The 14,521-nt window shown below is 66.7% G+C and carries 14 protein-coding genes; 8 read left to right on the top strand and 6 right to left on the bottom strand.

The window, feature by feature from the left end; all coding sequences use genetic code 11:
* Positions 1–34 precede the first annotated feature (34 nt).
* The gene (locus tag SLG_RS06190; protein ID WP_014075590.1) at positions 35–949 is read left to right on the top strand and encodes an SDR family oxidoreductase; all 915 of its coding nucleotides are present in this window, start codon (positions 35–37) and stop codon (positions 947–949) included.
* Between the two features lie 163 nt (positions 950–1,112).
* Positions 1,113–2,156: a DUF5694 domain-containing protein gene (locus tag SLG_RS06185; RefSeq protein ID WP_231848767.1), complete on the top strand. Its 1,044-nt coding sequence runs from the start codon at positions 1,113–1,115 to the stop codon at positions 2,154–2,156.
* 218 nt (positions 2,157–2,374) lie between these two features.
* Here SLG_RS06185 and SLG_RS06180 read toward each other — a convergent pair whose 3' ends face one another.
* Together SLG_RS06180 and SLG_RS06175 are read right to left on the bottom strand one after the other, a co-directional pair.
* The gene (locus tag SLG_RS06180; protein WP_041391776.1) at positions 2,375–4,240 is read right to left on the bottom strand and encodes a M1 family metallopeptidase; all 1,866 of its coding nucleotides are present in this window, start codon (positions 4,238–4,240) and stop codon (positions 2,375–2,377) included.
* Between the two features lie 89 nt (positions 4,241–4,329).
* A complete protein-coding gene (locus SLG_RS06175) occupies positions 4,330–4,737 on the bottom strand; it encodes a winged helix-turn-helix transcriptional regulator (protein WP_014075587.1) in 408 nt (135 codons plus the stop codon).
* 123 nt (positions 4,738–4,860) lie between these two features.
* Between SLG_RS06175 and SLG_RS06170 the strand changes: the two genes are divergently transcribed.
* Both SLG_RS06170 and SLG_RS06165 read left to right on the top strand, forming a co-directional pair.
* Positions 4,861–5,604: an SDR family oxidoreductase gene (locus SLG_RS06170; protein WP_014075586.1), complete on the top strand. Its 744-nt coding sequence runs from the start codon at positions 4,861–4,863 to the stop codon at positions 5,602–5,604.
* A 143-nt stretch (positions 5,605–5,747) separates the two neighbouring features.
* Complete coding sequence (locus tag SLG_RS06165; protein WP_014075585.1) at positions 5,748–6,083, top strand: GFA family protein; 336 nt, start codon at positions 5,748–5,750, stop codon at positions 6,081–6,083.
* Positions 6,084–6,298: 215 nt separating this feature from the next.
* Here SLG_RS06165 and SLG_RS06160 read toward each other — a convergent pair whose 3' ends face one another.
* The 4 genes from SLG_RS06160 to ligK all read right to left on the bottom strand — a co-directional run bounded on the left by SLG_RS06160 (position 6,299) and on the right by ligK (position 10,577).
* The gene (locus tag SLG_RS06160; RefSeq protein WP_014075584.1) at positions 6,299–7,774 is read right to left on the bottom strand and encodes a carotenoid oxygenase family protein; all 1,476 of its coding nucleotides are present in this window, start codon (positions 7,772–7,774) and stop codon (positions 6,299–6,301) included.
* A 65-nt stretch (positions 7,775–7,839) separates the two neighbouring features.
* Complete coding sequence (gene ligI, locus SLG_RS06155) at positions 7,840–8,721, bottom strand: 2-pyrone-4,6-dicarboxylate hydrolase (protein ID WP_014075583.1); 882 nt, start codon at positions 8,719–8,721, stop codon at positions 7,840–7,842.
* 121 nt (positions 8,722–8,842) lie between these two features.
* On the bottom strand, positions 8,843–9,913 hold the full coding sequence (locus SLG_RS06150) for a 4-oxalomesaconate tautomerase (RefSeq protein WP_041391774.1): 1,071 nt from the start codon (positions 9,911–9,913) through the stop codon (positions 8,843–8,845).
* A complete protein-coding gene (gene ligK, locus SLG_RS06145) occupies positions 9,906–10,577 on the bottom strand; it encodes a 4-carboxy-4-hydroxy-2-oxoadipate aldolase/oxaloacetate decarboxylase (RefSeq protein ID WP_041391773.1) in 672 nt (223 codons plus the stop codon). The genes SLG_RS06150 and ligK overlap by 8 nt, the downstream gene beginning before the upstream one ends.
* A 190-nt stretch (positions 10,578–10,767) precedes the next feature.
* Here ligK and SLG_RS06140 point away from each other — a divergent pair, with 190 nt between their 5' ends.
* The 4 genes from SLG_RS06140 to ligA all read left to right on the top strand — a co-directional run bounded on the left by SLG_RS06140 (position 10,768) and on the right by ligA (position 14,520).
* Entirely contained in the window at positions 10,768–11,949 is a 1,182-nt protein-coding gene (locus tag SLG_RS06140; protein ID WP_014075580.1) for a LysR family transcriptional regulator, read from the top strand.
* A 61-nt stretch (positions 11,950–12,010) separates the two neighbouring features.
* The gene (locus tag SLG_RS06135) at positions 12,011–12,904 is read left to right on the top strand and encodes an NAD(P)-dependent oxidoreductase (RefSeq protein WP_014075579.1); all 894 of its coding nucleotides are present in this window, start codon (positions 12,011–12,013) and stop codon (positions 12,902–12,904) included.
* A gap of 98 nt (positions 12,905–13,002) precedes the next feature.
* A complete protein-coding gene (locus SLG_RS06130; RefSeq protein WP_014075578.1) occupies positions 13,003–14,028 on the top strand; it encodes an amidohydrolase family protein in 1,026 nt (341 codons plus the stop codon).
* Positions 14,029–14,100: 72 nt separating this feature from the next.
* Complete coding sequence (gene ligA, locus SLG_RS06125) at positions 14,101–14,520, top strand: protocatechuate 4,5-dioxygenase subunit alpha (RefSeq protein WP_014075577.1); 420 nt, start codon at positions 14,101–14,103, stop codon at positions 14,518–14,520.
* The last annotated feature ends 1 nt before the right edge of the window (position 14,521 follow it).

The raw sequence follows: 14,521 nt of genomic DNA, 5'->3' as shown, positions 1-14,521 counted from the left end.
ACAAAGCAAAGCCAATGAATCGAGAGGAAACGCCATGGACTGGACCGGCAAGGTCGCCTTCATCACCGGCGCGGGGACAGGCATCGGCTTCGGCATTGCCCGGGCCTTCAGCGATGCCGGGATGCGCCTGGCCCTTTCCTACCGGAACGAGGCGCAGCGCGCCCGCTGCGACGCCTGGTTCGCGCAGCGCGGGCGCGAGGCGCCGCTGTGGATCAGGCTCGATGTCACGGATCGCCCCGCATTCGCTGATGCTGCAGATAAAGTCATCGATCATTTCGGCAAATGCCATGTGCTGGTCAACAATGCCGGCGTCTCCGTGTTCGGCCCCACGGATGAAGCCAGCCACGCCGATTATGACTGGATCATGGGCGTCAATTTCGGCGGCGTGGCGAACGGGCTGGTGGCGTTCCTGCCGAAGATCAAGGCGACCGGCGAAGGCGGGCATGTCGTGAACGTCGCCTCGATGGCCGCTTATCTCTCGGGCCCGCAGGCCGGCATCTACACCGCATCCAAGTTCGCCGTGCGCGGCCTCACCGAGTCGCTGCGCTACAATCTGGCGCCGCACGGCATCGGCGTCTCGCTGGTGTGCCCCGCTCTGGTGGCGACCGATGCCGGGCTGAGCGCGCTCAAGCGCCCCGCCCGCCTCGGCGAGAGCGGCTTCGCGCCGGTGGACGAAGCCGAGCTGCGCCACTTCGCGTCCGCCTTCTCCAACGGCATGGACCCGCTGGAAGCCGGCGAGAAGATCCTGCGCGGCATGAGCGAGAATCGCGGCCTCATCTTCACCCACCCGGAATTCGCCGAGGATTTCGAGGACATCTACGAAACCAGCCTCGCCGCCCTCCCGGACGAAGAAGCCCCGCCCGAGCGGCTGGAAATCGAACGCAAACGCCGCGCCGCCAACAAGGCCGCCCTCGCCGGCGCCCGCATCGACCTCGCCGATCTGACTTGACTTGGGATCATGGGCCGGAAGCGATCCTGCCATTGCGGGAAATCCTCGCGCGTTCAATAACGCGTTCGCAAGTCGGCGGCATTTCCTGGCGGAAGTCTTGCATGATGGGGGAGATCTTATGAGGTCATTGGCGTCGCTTTCCATGATTGCGGTTGTGGCCCTGATGGGTGGAGCAGCTGTGTCTGCACAGGACTATTCACCCGCCTTTCGTCCGGACGCGATGGATGATCGGCCGGTGGGCGAGCCGAACCAGGTCATGGTTCTCGCCAGTCCGCATCTTTCGCAATGGCGTGATCGTCTTCGTCCCGAGATGGTCGAGCCGCTCCTGTCCCGCCTTGTCGCATGGCAGCCCACAGCGGTCGCGACGGAGGATAATTCCGGGCTTCTTTGCGATATGATGCGGCGGCAACCGGCGCGCTATGAGGACGCTTATCGATCCTATTGCTTCGACCCGTCCCGTGCCGCGCTAGCCACTGGCCTCGATGTCCCGACGGCCAATGCGAAGGCGGAAGCCATGCTGGCGGACTGGCCTGACAACCCGGCTCCTGCGATGCGTCGCACACTGGCCGCGACCTTCCTGGCAGCGGGAGAGCCTGCATCGGCCCTGGTGCAATGGCTGCGCCTGCCCGACAGCCAGCGCATCGCGGACGGCATTTTGACATCCGAGCTTGTCGATCTGCTGAAGGCACGCGCTCAGCGGGTGAACGAAACCGATCTGATCGCTGCGCGTGTCGCGGCGCGTGCCGGACTGGAGCGTGTGTGGAGCGTGGACGATCAATCGACCTATATGGGCGCGCTGCAGGACGAGGAAGCTTTTGGCAAGGCTCTGTCGCGCGCCTGGGACAATGACGCATCGAAAGCGCGCAAGGCCCAAAGCGACGCTCTTGCAAGCACCATCACCTCATCCGATGGCCTTCTCAATCTCTATCGCGCCTTCAACGATCCATCCTACGCCATCGAGGCCTACAAGTCAGACTGGGGACCAGCGCTGGCCGACCCCTCTCCGCAAGGATATGGCAGGCGCTACGTCGCCTATTGGGAAACCCGCAACCTGCGGATGGTCGCGAACATCAGGGAAGTACTCGGACGGCGGGCAGGCACAAGGATGCTGGCGATCGTCGGCGCGTCGCACAAAGGTTATTACGAAGCCTATCTTCATCAGATGCGCGATGTGAAGCTGGTCGATATCGCGCCGGTTCTAAAGTAGGCGGTGAAAGGAGAGGCGGGCAATTGGCTGGCCCGAACAGCCAGCCCGCGGACTGACCGTAGGGGGGCAGCAGACCTGCCCTCCCCCTCCCTCGTCATTCCCGTGCACACGGGAATCCAGTCACCCGCGCAGCGCAAAACCAGGGCTGAAGGCAAGATCTTCCACCGGAAGCCCGGAACCGCCCTTGGCAGGCCGCCAGCGCTGGATATCGATCCACCCTACCCCGCCGGCTCAAGGATCCTCTCCACCACGGCTGCCGTGATCGGGTGATAGTCGCCTTGCGCCTGTGCGAAGATGCGGCGCGCGACGGGCATGCCCCAGTCGCCCTGCGCCGCCAGCGCGCGGTAGACGGGGCGGATGAGCAGCAGCCGCCCGACGCGCGGCAGGAATTCCTCGGCGGAGGCGAGCGCGGGCTCGTAGCGATTGCCGATCGCCAGCGTCAGCCAGGCCGAGCGCACATAGGCGTTGGGCGAGGTGCCGAGCTTCATCGCGCCGTCCAGCTCGGCGAGGCGCGCGGCAGGCAGCGTGCGCGGCAGGCCGTTGAGGAAGCGTTGCCATTCCTGCGTGCCCCAGCCCGCGAAGGGAAGGGACGCCACCGGGCCGCCTGCCTTCACCTGCTCGATCGCGGCATCCACCTGCGCCAGCGTGGCCGAGCGCACATGGACGGCATTGTCCGGCAGGCCGGCCTCATAGGCCCAGCGGTCGAGCTGCAGCTTCGCTTCGAGCGCCGCATCGCCCTTGATGAGGTTCGCGCGCAGGTCAGCGAGCCAGCCGGCCGTGGTCTGCGGCTGGAAGGCATGACGGTCGAAATAGGCGCGCAGATAGGCGTCCCAGCGCTTCCGCCCCACGGTCTTCTCGATGGTGCGCAGGAAGATGGCGCCCTTGTTGTAGGCCAGTTCGCCCGCTTCCTCCCCGGGCCCCACATAGAGCTTCGTCGCGGCGGGCTTGCTGCCGCGCAGGTCGCGCTGGAGATCGTCCCACGAGATGTCGGCCAGCACGGCCGCGCGTTCCTTGCCGTAGACGATCTCGTCGATGCGATTCTCGAAATAGGTGGTGAAGCCCTCGTTCAGCCAGCCGTCCGGCCAGGTCGCGTTGGTGACGAGATTGCCGGACCAGCTATGCGCCAGCTCGTGCGCCACGACGTCGACATTGGCCTTGTCGCCGGTGAAGATCGTCGGCGTGAGGAACGTGAGCGTCGGGTTCTCCATCCCGCCATAAGGGAAGGAGGGCGGCAGCACGAGCATGTCGTAGCGGCCCCAGCGATAGGCGCCGTAGAGCGATTCCGCCGCGTCGATCATCCGCTCGGTGTCGTCCAGCTCGGGCGCGACCTTCGCCAGCGTGACCGGCTCGGCATAGACGCCACTGCGCGGGCCGAGCGGCTGGAACGCGAGGTCGCCCACCGCCAGCGCGATGAGATAAGGCGGCACGGGATGCGCCATGCGGAAGCGATAGCGCTTGCGCCCTGCTCCGGCCGGCTCGCCCTGGGGCGTGAGCCGCTCGCCGCTCATCACCGCGACCAGATCGTCCGGCACCGTGATGCTCGCTTCCCAGGTCTGGCGGATGCCGGGGCTGTCCTGCGTCGGGATCCAGCTGCGATTCTCGATCGCCTGCCCCTGGCTGAAGAGGAAGGGCTTGCGCTTGCCGGCAGTGAGCGCCGGCGGCAGCCAGCCGAGCGCGCTCGCATCGGGCCGGGAGCTGTAATGGATCGTGATCTGCCGGGCGGCGCCGATCTGCACGGTCAGCGGCGCGCCCTTGTTCTCCTCGCTGGCGCCGACGGTCCAGCGCAACGCCCTGCCCTTGTCGTCAGTGATCCGCTCAATCGCGAGGCCTTTGTCATCCAGCACGATCTCCCGCGCGCCCGGCGCGGCGAGAATGTCCAGCCGGGCCGATCCGCGCATCACCCGCGCCTCGAAATCGGCATCGAGATCGAGCGCGACATGCGTCACGCGTGCGATGCGCGGCTGCGCATAGGTCTCGCTGTCCACCGCGTCGGGCGTGGTCAGGATGGGCGAGACCGCGGCGGTCCGGGCATGGAGGGGAGACAGCAGGGCAAGGCCGACGAGGGCCGGAAGCAGGATACGCATGGCCCTTCTTTGACGATGCGGGAGAGCGCCCGCAAGGGGGTCATGCCCGCGCGGCGTCGTCATGCCCTGCCCCGTCACGCCCGGCCCGCTCAGACGCCCTCCGCCTTGCGCCCGTCAAAGCCCTGCCGCGCGGCCTCCACCGTGTCGAGATGCGCCTGCGCCCATTCCCACACGCCGCAGAAGGCCTCGCCCAGGCTCTCGCCCAGCGCCGTCAGCCGATAGTCCACGCGCGGCGGCACGACCGGATGCACGGTGCGGCACACGAGCCCGTTGCGCTCCATCCGGCGCAGCGTCTGGGTCAGCATCTTCTGGCTGATGTCCGGCACTTTCTGCGCGATGCGGGTGAAGCGCTGCTCGCCATGGTCGTGCAGAACCTCGATGAGGATCATGGTCCACTTGTCCGCCACTTGCGCGATCAGGTCCTGCACCAGCGCTTCCACGCGGGGGTCGATCTCGTCGTAACGCGCCGGGCTTGCGCTTCCGGAGCTCGCTGTCATCCGATACTCTCTTTCTGGCCAATACTCTCTTTCGAGTAAGTATAAATCTTTTCGGTGCCTTCTTTCGATTCGAGAGTATCGGCATAGATAGGGCGTCGTCCACTGGCAAAGAGGAGACTTCCCATGAAAACCACCGGCAACACGATGCTCGTCACCGGCGGCGGCTCGGGCATCGGCCGCGCGCTTGCCCAGCGCTTCCATGATCTTAGCAACACCGTCATCGTCGCCGGGCGCACCGCCGCCACGCTCGAGGAGACCATCGCGGGGCGCGACGGCATGCATGCCCTCACCTTCGACGCGAGCGATCCGGCAAGCATCGCGGCGCTGGCGGAAGAAGCCATCGCCCGCTTCCCGGCCCTGAACATCCTGTTCAACAATGCCGGCATCATGCAGCGCGAGGACCTGACCCGCAAAGGCGACACCAGTATTGCCGAGCGGACCATCACCACCAATCTGCTCGCGCCAGTCCGCTTGACCGATGCGCTGGTGACGCATCTCTCGGCGCAGCCGGACGCGGCGATCATCAACACCACCAGCGGCCTCGCCTTCGTGCCGCTGATCGGCACGCCCAGCTACAGCGCGAGCAAGGCGGCGCTGCACAGCTGGACGGTTTCACTGCGCGCGCAGCTTGCCGGCACCATCGAAGTGATCGAGATCGCCCCGCCCGCCGTGCGCACGGAGCTGACGCCCGGCCAGTCCACCCGCGAGAACTACATGCCGCTGGAGGATTATGTCGCGGAAGTCATGGCGCTCTTCCAGACCGCGCCGACCCCGCCGGAAATCCTGGTCGAGACCGTGAAGTTCCTGCGCTACGCCGAGCGCGAGGGCCGTTTCGACGAGACGGTGAAGGCCATCTCCGCGCTTTGAGCGCGCGAGGCAGCGCGCGGCCTCCGACGCGGCCTCATGCGGCAGGAACGATGGCGGCTGCGATGGCCGCTGTCGTTCCGCGCCAGCCATGGTAGGATCGATCCTCGACAGGCGCTTGCCCTGTCGAAGCGGGAGAGACGGCCATGAAGCATGAAGGCAGCTGCCATTGCGGGGCGGTCCGGGTGGCGATGGACGGCGATCCCGTCGATGCCGGCGAATGCAATTGCTCGATCTGCCGGCGGACCGGCGCCCTGTGGACGTACCGCTCGCCCGGCGAGGTGGAGGTCACCGGCACCGGCGTGGGCTATGTGCAGGGCGACGCGACCCTGACCTTGTGGCATTGCGGCACCTGCGGCGTCGTCACGCACTGGAGCGCGCACGATCCGGCCTATGACCGGATGGGCATCAATCTCAGGCTGTTCGAGCCCGCGCTCTGGAAAAGCCTGCCGCGCCGTTTCATCGACGGCGCGAGCTGGTAAGCGCGCCCGCCGCCCCGCCGGGTGGCAAGCCGCGCCCCCTCCGGGCCCCTCAGGGCTGATCGACATTGTCCTAGGGAGCGTGGACGAATTCCGAGGCCATGGCGGCGCACCATCTCTCGTCATTCACGACGTCATCCCGGACTCGATCCGGGATGACGAACAGAAATGGCTGAAAAGCTCGCTTTTGGCTCTCTCAGAATCCGCGAATTTGCTGCCTAGGCCGCCCGCGCCGCCTCGTAATCTGCCATCGGCACCCACCAGCCATGGACCTGCGGCCGCATGCGCGTGGGCACGGGCACCTTGGCGACCGGCCCGGCGGGCAGATCGCCCGCATTCCAGATCCACAGCGCATGCTCGAATGTGTCCGGCCCGAGCTGGTGATCGACCACCGCGATCAGCCAGCCCTCATGGCCGGGTTCGCTGGCGGGAACGTGGACGGTCTCGCTCATGCCGTGCGCCGGCGGCAGGTTGTAGCCGACGATCTCGCCCGTCTCGAAATCCTTGCGCAGCAGGGCCGAGAACATGACGCCGACCACGCCGCCCATCACCGGCGGCCCCATGGGCTGGGGATTCATGCTGCAATACCAGCCGCGCCGGTAGGGCCGGCCCTGATCGGCATCGGCGATGCGCGGCATGTCTCCCGGAGGGCCGAGCGGCGTCACTGCCACGCTCTCGCCGTCGCCCTTCATGTCCATGATCCAGCGCTGGAAGCCGCCGCCCAGCATCTGGGGCGGGACATTGATGCCGCTGTCCGCCTGAATGTGGGGGAAAGCGATCGTGTCCGTGACATGATGGTCCATGTGGACCTTGCCGTCGTCGGTCTCGAAGGCATTCATCATGTGGAAGCTGGACATGCCCTTGGGGCCCTTGAACCAGCGGATCTGTGAGACGTCGCCATAGCGGGGCATGATGCCGACATGATAGTCGAGGTCCTGCTGGTGCACCCAGTGGGCGCCTTTGCCCTTCACACGCTCCAGGTCGGCCGTGGTGGGCTGCAGCGGGAAGATCGCGTAATTTTCGGTAATGACGAAGTCGTGGACGAGGCTGCAGAACGGCGCCTCGAACCATTGCTCCTTCACCAGCTTGCCGTCCCGGTCCGTCCACCAGTAGGCCATGGTCTTCGAGCAGAGCCCGTCCGCCTCATAGCCATAGACGAACATCTCCTTCGTTTCGGGATCGACGCGGACATGCGCCGTCATCGTCTTCGATCGCAGGACGCCGCCGAAATCATAGGCGCCGATGGTCTCCAGCGTATGCGGATCGACCTGATGGCCCGGGCCATCCTCCTTGGTCATGATGAGCTTGCCGGCATGCCAGACCGGCGTCGTGTTGGAGACGGTGCCCTCGAGGTCGAAAGCGGAAGGGTCATTGGTGTAGGGATTGCGATAGCGCCCGAACAGGCGCTTGCCCGCGGCGCGCTCCGCTTTCCAGCGCGGCGTCTGCACATAGCGGATGTCATAGTCCACGGTGCCGTCCGCGTTGAAGAGCACCCGGCTGATCATGCCGTCGTCGGAAAGTGCGGTGTCCGGATGGAAGAAAGGCGGGAACTGCGGATCGGGCACGGCCCGGAAGAATGCGCCGCGCACATCTGCGGGAATCGTGCCCTCGCTCGCCTTCAGGCCCTTGATCGAGACTTCCTGGCCTACCGGCTTGTTGAGGCCGGTATAGTCCGGGGTCGCGGGAAATGACATCGCTCTCTCCAGTCTGTTGTGGCCCTCTTTCTGCCTCCTTCCCCAAGCGATGACTATGACTCAGATCACATTTCTTCTGACCAATATAGACGCATGGGATTGGTCACGAGCATCTTGTGCTGGAGCTCCGGCGTGGGCGCGATGCGCGGAATCATGTCGACCACCAGCCCGTCGTCGGGGATGGCGTCCTGCATGTTCGGGTGCGGCCAGTCGGTGCCCCAGATGACCCTGTCCGCATAGTCCGCGACCAGCGGCGCGACCGAGCGGGCGAAGTCGTCCCAGGGCGGGCCGGCGGGGTCCAGCCGGTCCGGGCAGGTCGCCTTGAACCAGATGTCCTCGCGGCTGTCGAGCAGGCGGCGGAAGGCCTTCATGTCCGCGCCGTCGGGCCCCTGGCGGACGTCGGGGCGGCCCATATGGTCGATGACGATCGGCACGGGAATGGCGTCCATGAAGGGGCGCAGCTCTTCCAGAATATCCGCCTCGAAATAGATGACGACATGCCAGCCCGCCGGCAGGCGCCCCGCCACCTCGAGGAACTTGTCCTTGGGCGCATCGTCCACCAGCCGCTTGAGGAAATTGAAGCGGATGCCCCGCATCCCGCCCTCGTGCAGCGCCGCGAGCTCCGCTTCGTCGATCGCGGGATCGACCACCGCGATGCCGCGCGCCTTGCCTTGCGCGCGGGCGATCGCGTCGAGCGTGGCGGCATTGTCCGTGCCGTGGCAGCTTGCCTGCACGATGACGTTGCGCGCAAAACCGAGATGATCGCGCAGCGCGAACAGCATGTCCGGCCCGGCATCGCGCGGCAGATATTTCGCCTTCGGGCTGAACGGGAACTGCGCCATCGGCCCGAAGACGTGGCAATGCGCGTCGATCGCGCCCGGCGGCGGCGTGTAGCGCGGCTTGGAGGGGGTCTCGTTCCAGGAGAGAATGCGCTCGTCGTTCGTCATGCTGGTCTGCCTGTCCTAAAAATGTCGTCCGCTTCGGCGGCGCCTTATTCCCTGCCCGGCCCGATGCCCCGCGTCGCGGCGGCCCGGCCCCGGCCGTTCCTTATCCGGCCATCCCGTCCGTTTATCCGAACACGATGCCGTCCATGAGCTTGCGCGCCGTCCGCAGCATGCCCGCTTCCACCGGCTGGCCCGCCGCATCCACCGTCACGACGCATTCGGTCACGCCGGTGGGATGCTCGACGCCCAGCGTCTTGGTCGCGCCGTCCGGCACCGTCGCCACCGATGCGGCCGGCGAGCCCTCGATCAGGCAGGCCGTCGCCACGCTCACCGCACCCAGCACCCCGATGGAAGCATGGACGCGATGCGGGATGAGCGAGCGCACGGTGATCGCCCCGCCCTCGCGCGGCGGCGCGACGAGCATCATCTTGGGGACGGACTTTTCCGTCACGTCGCCAAGGTTCATCATCGCGCCGACCTTGAGGCGGATCGCTTCGACCTTCGCCTTCATCTCCGCATTGGCGTCCAGCGTGTCGCGGTCCTCATAGCCGGTGACGCCGACGTCGCTCGCCAGCATGACGACGCAGGGCATGCCATTGTCGATCATCGTGACCCGGACGCCGTCGATCTCGTCGACGCCGTTGCCGGTGGGCAGCAGCGCGCCGCAGGAGGAGCCGGCGGTGTCGCGGAACAGCAGCGGGACCGGCGCGGCCGTGCCCGGCACGCCGGTGATCGCGGCCTCGCCGTCATAGGTCACCGTGCCGCCCGGCGTCTGCACCGTGGCGACGGCGATCTGGCCGGTATTCTCCATGAAGATGGCGACGCGGGTCTCGTCGCCCGTCGGCGCGACCAGCCCGCGCTCGATGGCGAAGGGGCCGATGCCGGCGAGGATGTTGCCGCAATTCTGCGCGTCGGTGACGATCGCCTGGTCGACGAACACCTGCAGGAAGAGATAGTCGACATCGACGCCCTCCCGCGCGGACTTCTTCACCACCGCGACCTTGCTGGTCAGCGGATCGGCGCCGCCCATGCCATCGATCTGGCGCGGATCGGGCGAGCCCATGACGCGCAGCAGGAAGGCGTCGCGCGTGGCCGTGTCGGCGGGCAGGTCTTCGGCGAGGAAATAGCCGCCCTTGGACGTGCCGCCCCGCATCCACATGCAGCGCACGCCACCCGGCACGACCGGCTCAGACATATTTGAGCCCTTCCTTCTCCAGCCGCTCGCGCATCTTGTAGAGGTCGAGGCCGAGCACGCCGTTCGCCATCTTCTCGCGCTTGTCGCCTTCATTGGCTTCGCGCGCGCGGGCGGCTTCCAGCACCTTCTCGGCATTGGCGAGCGGCACGACGCATACGCCGTCATCGTCCGCCACGATCACGTCGCCCGGATTGACGAGCGCATTGGCGCACACCACCGGCACGTTGACGCTGCCCAGCGTGTTCTTGACCGTGCCCTGCGCGTAGATGGCCTTGGACCAGACGGGGAAGTTCATCTCGGTCAGGTCCCGCACGTCCCGCACGCCGGCATCGATGACCAGGCCACGGCAGCCGCGCGCCTGCGCGCTCGTCGCCAGCAGGTCGCCGAAATAGCCATCCTCGCAGGGGCTGGTCGGCGCCAGCAGGAGGATGTCGCCAGCCTTGAGCTGCTCGATGGCGACATGGACCATCCAGTTGTCGCCCGGAGGCGCGCTGATGGTGAGCGCACTGCCGGCCACGCGCGCGCCGCGATAAATGGGGCGCATGTAGGACGCCAGCAGACCGGTCCGGCCCTGCGCCTCGTGAACCGTGGCGACACCGCACGCGGCGAGACCATCGATCACCTCCAGCGGCGCACGCTCGATATTCTGCACGACGACACCCATGGCAGCTCCTCTCATTCCTCAGATTGATCATCGTCACTATTGATGACCGTTATCACTATAATAGTGACACGGCGGACACCATCCACCCGCATGCGCGAATAGCGACATCGTACACGCCATCCACCCCCATGCGCGCGTCAGGCAAGCGCGAACTTTGCGCGGACCATAAGCTGCTGCTAAGTCCGCCCTGATGCTGACGCCCTGGTCCTTCAATCTGCGCCACCTCGCGGCGGTCGCGGCCGTCGTGAGCCGGGGCAGCGTCTCCGCCGCCGCCAGCACGGTCCACCTGACCCAGCCCGCCGTCACTCAGGCGATCGCGCGGGTGGAGTCCCTGCTGGAGCTTCAGCTCTTCGAGCGGCGCACCGATGGCATGACGCCCCTGCCCCCCGCCCGCGCGCTGGCGGCGCGGATCGAGCGGGCGCTGGCGTTGATCGGCTCGCACCGCGTCACCACGGCCCAGATGCGCGCGTTCCTCGCGGTCGCCGATGCCGGCAGCTATGCCGCGGCGGCCGCGCGCACTGGCCTTTCCCAGCCCACGCTGCACCGCGCGCTCGGCGATCTTGCGCTCATCCTGCGCCGCCCGCTGGTCGAGCGGCGGGGGCGCGGCATTGCGCTCACCGATCCGGGCCGGCGCACGGCCCGCGCCTTCCGCCTCGCCCGCAGCGAGCTGGAAGCGGGGCTGAGCGAAGCGCTGGGCGAGAACCGGCCGGGCGTGGCGCGTCTCACCATCGGCGCCATGCCGCTCTCCCGCGCACGGGTGCTGCCCATGGCGCTGGCGCGCTTCCATGCCGCGCATCCGGACGTCGAGATCGTCATCGTGGAAGGCTCGCATGGCGAACTCACCGAGCCGCTGCGCGACGGGAGCCTCGATTTCATGATCGGCGCGCTGCGCGAGCCGCCGCCGGGGCCCGATCTGGTGCAGCGCCCGCTGTTCCATGCCGGCGTGATCGCGCTGGCCCGCGCCGGCCATCCCATCGCCGCGCTGGCCGGGGATACGGACGCGCCGACGCTCCCGCCACTGGCCGCGCTCGCCCGCTATCCCTGGATCGTGCCTTCCTCGGGCGCGCCGCTGCGCACGGGATTCGAGGCCATGTTCCGGTCCGCCGGGCTCGATCCGCCGATCGTGCCGATCGAGTGCGGCTCGGTGATGATGATCCGCGAGATCCTGATGCAGACCGATTTCCTCACGCTGCTCGCGCCGGACCAGGTCTCGGTGGAGCGGCAGGCGGGCTGGCTCATCTCGCTCGGCGAGCCGCCCGGCCAGTTCGATCGCACCATCGGCATCACCACGCGCGCCCAGTGGCGCCCCTCGCCCGCGCAGGCCGATTTCATCGCGCAGCTGGACAGGGCTGCAGCCGAACCATTCGCCTGACCTTATAGCCACCGGCGCGTTCAAATTTGCGCTCGCGCGCGCGAGCCTGCAAGGAGGATGCATGAGTCCGAGGATTGCCCTGATCGGCTTTGGCGAAGCCGGGAGAACCTTTGCCGCCGCCGGCGAATGGCGCGCGACTGTGCGCGTGTTCGACATCAAGACGCTCGATCCCGCAACGGCGCCTGCCATGCGCGCCGCTTATGCCGCGCACGGCGTCATCGGCTGCGAGACTCTGGCGCAGGCACTCGATGGCGCCGACATCGTGCTCAGCCTCGTCACCGCCGATCAGGCCGCCCCGGCCGCGCAGGCGGCAGCGCAGGACATCCCGCCGGGCGCGCTGTTCTGCGATCTCAATTCAGTGTCCCCGGGCACCAAGACGCGCAATGCCGCCGTGCTGGAAGCGGCCGGCGGGCGCTATGTGGATGTCGCGGTCATGTCCCCCGTGCAGCCCGCCGCGCTGACGGCGCCCCTGCTGGTGAGCGGCCCGCATGGCGAGGATGGTGCAGCCATGCTGCGCAGCATCGGATTCTCGAAAGTGCAGCCTTGCGGCGCCTCCATCGGCGCGGCCAGCGCCACCAAGATGGTGCGCTCGGTGATGGTCAAGGGCATCGAGGCGCTCACCGCCGAGATGCTGCTCGCGGCCCGCGCGGCGGGCGTGACGGACGGGGTGCTGCGTTCGCTCGGCGGTGACTGGCCGCAGAAGGCGGACTATAATCTCGATCGCATGCTGGCACATGGCACGCGTCGTGCCGCCGAGATGGAAGAAGTCGTGGCGACGCTCTCGGAGCTGGGCATCGATCCGCTGATGACGCGCGGCACGGTGGCGCGCCAGCGGGCGATGGGCACCTTGCTTGCCGGGGCGGACATGCCGCAGGATCTGGAGGCCAAGCTGGCCTTGCTGGACGAGCGGCATCCCGAACGGGCGTCGACCCCGGCCGGCAGGAGCGCCGCATGAGGGACTAAGCAGCCCTTTCCTCACGCCGGGTCCGGCCGGAGCGATGAAGTGAAGACCGACAATGAAGAAATACAGAGACGATCACGAGAGGTAACCGAATGATGATGATCATCGACTGCCATGGCCATTACACGGTGCTGCCCAAGGCGCATGACGAATGGCGCGAGCAGCAGAAGGCCGCCTTCAAGGCCGGCCAGCCCGCCCCGCCTTATCCCGAGATTTCGGACGACGAGATCCGCGAGACGATCGAGGCCAATCAGCTGCGCCTCATTAAGGAGCGCGGCGCGGACATGACGATTTTCAGCCCCCGCGCCTCGGCCATGGCCCCGCATGTGGGCGATCAGTCGGTCGCGGTCCCGTGGGCGCAGGCGTGCAACAATCTCATCGCCCGCGTGGTGGACCTCTTCCCAGAGACGTTCGCGGGCGTGTGCATGCTGCCCCAGTCGCCCGAAGCGGACATGACCAGCTCCATCGCGGAGCTGGAGCGCTGCGTGAACGAGCTGGGCTTCATCGGCTGCAATCTCAATCCCGATCCGGGCGGCGGCCATTTCAAGCATCCACCACTCACCGACAGGTTCTGGTATCCCTTCTACGAGAAGATGGTCGAGCTGGACGTGCCGGCGATGATCCACGTCTCGGGCAGCTGCAATCCGGCGATGCATGCCACCGGCGCTTATTATCTGGCGGCCGACACCATCGCCTTCATGCAGTTGCTGCAGGGCAATCTCTTCGCGGATTTCCCGACGCTGCGCTTCATCATCCCGCATGGCGGCGGCGCGGTGCCGTATCACTGGGGCCGCTTCCGGGGCCTGGCTGACATGCTCAAGCAGCCGAGCCTCGACACACTGCTCATGAACAACGTGTTCTTCGATACCTGCGTCTACCACCAGCCGGGCATCAACCTGCTGGCCGACGTGATCGACAACAAGAACATCCTGTTCGGCAGCGAGATGGTCGGTGCCGTGCGCGGGATCGACCCGACCACCGGCCATTATTTCGACGATACGAAGCGCTATATCGATGCGCTCGACATCTCCGACCAGGAACGCCACGCCATCTTTGAGGGCAACACCCGCCGCGTTTTCCCGCGTCTCGACGCCAAGCTGAAGGCCCGCGGGCTCTAGAGCTTTGTTTCCCGTGATTTCCGAGCCGCAGGATGTGCCCATCCTGCTCGAAATCACTAAAGAGAGGACCATATGACCGAGAAGAAAGAGAGAATCGACGTTCACGCCTATCTCGCCGAGTTTGACGACATTCCCGGCACCCGCGTGTTCACCGCCCAGCGCGCGCGCAAGGGCTATAATCTCAACCAGTTCGCGATGAGCCTGATGAAGGCCGAGAACCGCGAGCGGTTCAAGGCCGACGAGAGCGCCTATCTGGACGAGTGGAACCTCACGCCCGCCGCCAAGGCCGCCGTGCTGGCCCGCGACTACAATGCGATGATCGACGAGGGCGGGAATGTCTATTTCCTGTCCAAGCTGTTCTCGACCGACGGCAAGAGCTTCCAGTTCGCCGCCGGCTCGATGACCGGCATGACTCAGGAAGAATATGCACAGATGATGATCGATGGCGGCCGTTCGCCCGCGGGTGTGCGCTCGATCAAGGGAGGCTACTGAT

The organism is Sphingobium sp. SYK-6, from assembly GCF_000283515.1.
Taxonomy (GTDB): Bacteria; Pseudomonadota; Alphaproteobacteria; order Sphingomonadales; family Sphingomonadaceae; genus Sphingobium; species Sphingobium lignivorans.
The sequence above is the reverse complement of the archived record's forward strand: the minus strand, read 5'-3'. Positions and strand labels throughout refer to the sequence as shown.

What these genes read in the sequence shown, in the direction of transcription:
- ligI (WP_014075583.1), bottom strand. Translation starts at nt 8,721, where the DNA reads ATGACGAACGACGAGCGCATTCTCTCCTGGAACGAGACCCCCTCCAAG.
- SLG_RS06140 (WP_014075580.1), top strand. Translation starts at nt 10,768, where the DNA reads ATGCTGACGCCCTGGTCCTTCAATCTGCGCCACCTCGCGGCGGTCGCG.
- SLG_RS06135 (WP_014075579.1), top strand. Translation starts at nt 12,011, where the DNA reads ATGAGTCCGAGGATTGCCCTGATCGGCTTTGGCGAAGCCGGGAGAACC.
- SLG_RS06190 (WP_014075590.1), top strand. Translation starts at nt 35, where the DNA reads ATGGACTGGACCGGCAAGGTCGCCTTCATCACCGGCGCGGGGACAGGC.
- SLG_RS06175 (WP_014075587.1), bottom strand. Translation starts at nt 4,737, where the DNA reads ATGACAGCGAGCTCCGGAAGCGCAAGCCCGGCGCGTTACGACGAGATC.
- SLG_RS06185 (WP_231848767.1), top strand. Translation starts at nt 1,113, where the DNA reads ATGGGTGGAGCAGCTGTGTCTGCACAGGACTATTCACCCGCCTTTCGT.
- SLG_RS06180 (WP_041391776.1), bottom strand. Translation starts at nt 4,240, where the DNA reads ATGCGTATCCTGCTTCCGGCCCTCGTCGGCCTTGCCCTGCTGTCTCCC.
- SLG_RS06165 (WP_014075585.1), top strand. Translation starts at nt 5,748, where the DNA reads ATGAAGCATGAAGGCAGCTGCCATTGCGGGGCGGTCCGGGTGGCGATG.
- SLG_RS06130 (WP_014075578.1), top strand. Translation starts at nt 13,003, where the DNA reads ATGATGATGATCATCGACTGCCATGGCCATTACACGGTGCTGCCCAAG.
- SLG_RS06160 (WP_014075584.1), bottom strand. Translation starts at nt 7,774, where the DNA reads ATGTCATTTCCCGCGACCCCGGACTATACCGGCCTCAACAAGCCGGTA.
- SLG_RS06170 (WP_014075586.1), top strand. Translation starts at nt 4,861, where the DNA reads ATGAAAACCACCGGCAACACGATGCTCGTCACCGGCGGCGGCTCGGGC.
- ligA (WP_014075577.1), top strand. Translation starts at nt 14,101, where the DNA reads ATGACCGAGAAGAAAGAGAGAATCGACGTTCACGCCTATCTCGCCGAG.
- SLG_RS06150 (WP_041391774.1), bottom strand. Translation starts at nt 9,913, where the DNA reads ATGTCTGAGCCGGTCGTGCCGGGTGGCGTGCGCTGCATGTGGATGCGG.
- ligK (WP_041391773.1), bottom strand. Translation starts at nt 10,577, where the DNA reads ATGGGTGTCGTCGTGCAGAATATCGAGCGTGCGCCGCTGGAGGTGATC.